The 2,207-nt window shown below is 63.7% G+C and carries 2 protein-coding genes; one reads left to right on the top strand and one right to left on the bottom strand.

Translation table 11 applies throughout. The features are described 5' to 3' along the window. Positions 1 to 801: efflux RND transporter permease subunit (locus AC1VAN_RS21920; RefSeq protein ID WP_480986755.1), on the top strand; the 801-nt coding region annotated here is incomplete at its 5' end. A gap of 164 nt (positions 802 to 965) precedes the next feature. Here the strand turns inward: AC1VAN_RS21920 and AC1VAN_RS21915 are convergent. After that, positions 966 to 1,880: an IS110 family RNA-guided transposase gene (locus AC1VAN_RS21915; protein ID WP_442252332.1), complete on the bottom strand. Its 915-nt coding sequence runs from the start codon at positions 1,878 to 1,880 to the stop codon at positions 966 to 968. Positions 1,881 to 2,207: the final 327 nt, after the last annotated feature.

Genomic DNA, 2,207 nt, shown 5'->3' with positions numbered 1-2,207 from the left:
CTGCTGCGTGGCCCGGACAACGAGCGAGCGCAGCTGGACCTGCTCGGCAGTCTGGCGATTCCGACCAGCAGTGGTACCGCGGTGACACTGTCGCAGGTCGCGCGGCTGGAATACGCCTTCGAGGACGGCATCATCTGGCACCGCAACCGTTTGCCGACGGTGACCGTGCGTGCCGACATCAGTGATGGCATGCAGCCGCTGGACGTGGTGCAGCAGATCGTGCCGACCCTGGATGGCATCCGTGCCGACCTGCCCAGCGGCTACCTGCTGGAGACCGGCGGCTCGGTGGAGGATTCGGCTCGCGGGCAGAACTCGATCAAGGCCGGCATGCCGCTGTTCCTGATCGTGGTGGCCACGTTGCTGATGCTGCAGCTGCGCAGCTTCTCGCGTGCGGCGATGGTGCTGGTGACCGCTCCGCTGGGCATCATCGGCGCGACGCTGTTCCTGTTGCTGTTCCGCGCGCCGTTCGGCTTCGTGGCGCTGCTGGGCACCATCGCGCTGGCGGGCATGATCATGCGCAACTCGGTGATCCTGATCGACCAGATCCAGCAGGACATCGATGCCGGGCATGACCGCTGGCATTCGATCATCGATGCGACGGTGCGGCGTTTCCGCCCGATCGTGCTGACTGCGCTSGCSGCGRTSCTSGCGATGATCCCGCTGTCGCGCAGCGCTTTCTATGGCTCGATGGCGATTTCGATCATGGGTGGATTGATTGTCGGCACGGTGCTGACGCTGGTGTTCCTGCCGGCGCTGTATGCGGCATGGTTCCGGGTCAAGCCGGACGAATCCGGGGCGTGATGCCCCGGGTTTCCCGGCCACCGGGCTGAGCCCCCTCTGCGGGACGCCGCAAGTACGTCCTTGTAGCAACTGTGTTGCTGGAGGAGCGCCAGCCCTTCCGGTAAACGGGCACGGTAGTGCCGGCCGCTGGCCGGCAGCCTCAGGAGCAACGCCCTCTGGTGCGCTCAGGCGGGGATCGATCCGCCTTGAGCGTCACGCATACGGGCGTTGAGAATCACCAGCATCTTCCGCATCACCGCCACGATGGCCACTTTGCCTTCCTTGCCCCGCGCTCGCAGCGACTGGTAAAAGTCCCGCAGGCGAGGTTCATGCCGCATGGCCGACATGCTGGCCATGTAGAGCACCTGACGGATCTCAGCCCTGCCGCCATGGATGCTTCGTTTGCCACGCATGGTCCCGCTGTCATGGGACATCGGTGCCACACCGACCAGGCTGGCGACGGCCTTGCCACTGATATTGCCCAGCTCGGGAAGATAGCTGGCCAACACGGCCTGCAGGCCCGGGCCAACACCTTTCATCGACTTCAGGACAGCCAGTTGAGGCTGCTTGGAAACCTGTTCGGAAATCCGCTTTCCCAAACGTTCCACCGTTCTCTGCAAGCAAGTGATGTTGGCCTGAAGCAGTCGGCGTAATTCACGATTACCCACCATTTCCTGCTGCTGCCGCGCGACGGTCAGCGCGTGCATCGCCTGTCGGCGTGCCCGCACGAAGTCACGCATTTCCCGCTGCCAAGGCTCCAGTGGCTGATAGGAACGCAGCTTCACCAGYGCGGCCATCTTGGCCAAGGCATAGGCATCCAAGCGGTCKGTCTTGGCCATGTGGCCAAGCCCCTGGGCCAGTTTCCGCGCCCGCAGGGCATTGGCGCGGACCACCGGATGACCAGCGTTGTGCAGGAAGTCCAGCACAGGCTGTTCGTAGCCACCAGTGGCCTCCAGCACGRTCTGGACGGCCGGATGCCCTTGCAGCCAGAGGTCCAATTCAGCAAAGCCGGAGCGGCTATTGCTGACCTGCAGGGTCTTTCCGTCTGTCGTGCCAACGTCCAGCTGGCGCTTGCTGACATCAATCCCGATCCCGTTCATCACCGGACTCCGTATAGTCTGGAAGGGTCGAGAGCTCCCCCGCTTGCCCAGTCTTATCACTGCGAGTGTCAGCTCCAGCAACTGTTCGGGCGGATCAAGGGAGATTCCGGCGTGGGCGCCAAGCTACATGGCGATCGTCGAGATCCAGGCTTACACGGCGGCCCACGCCGGCTCTCGACACCTACGGTGCCAGATTCCAATCAGATAAGGCTTGGCMGCSGCATCCATGCSGCKGACACCCCCGCCCAGCCCACCCACCCAGCCCCTGACAGTTTCCTGTGGCCTGCACCGCAGGAAGAGAAAGAAGAAGAGCGAAAAGCAACAGCA

Source organism: Stenotrophomonas sp. 05L44_2, from assembly GCF_056665995.1.
The sequence above is the reverse complement of the archived record's forward strand: the minus strand, read 5'-3'. Positions and strand labels throughout refer to the sequence as shown.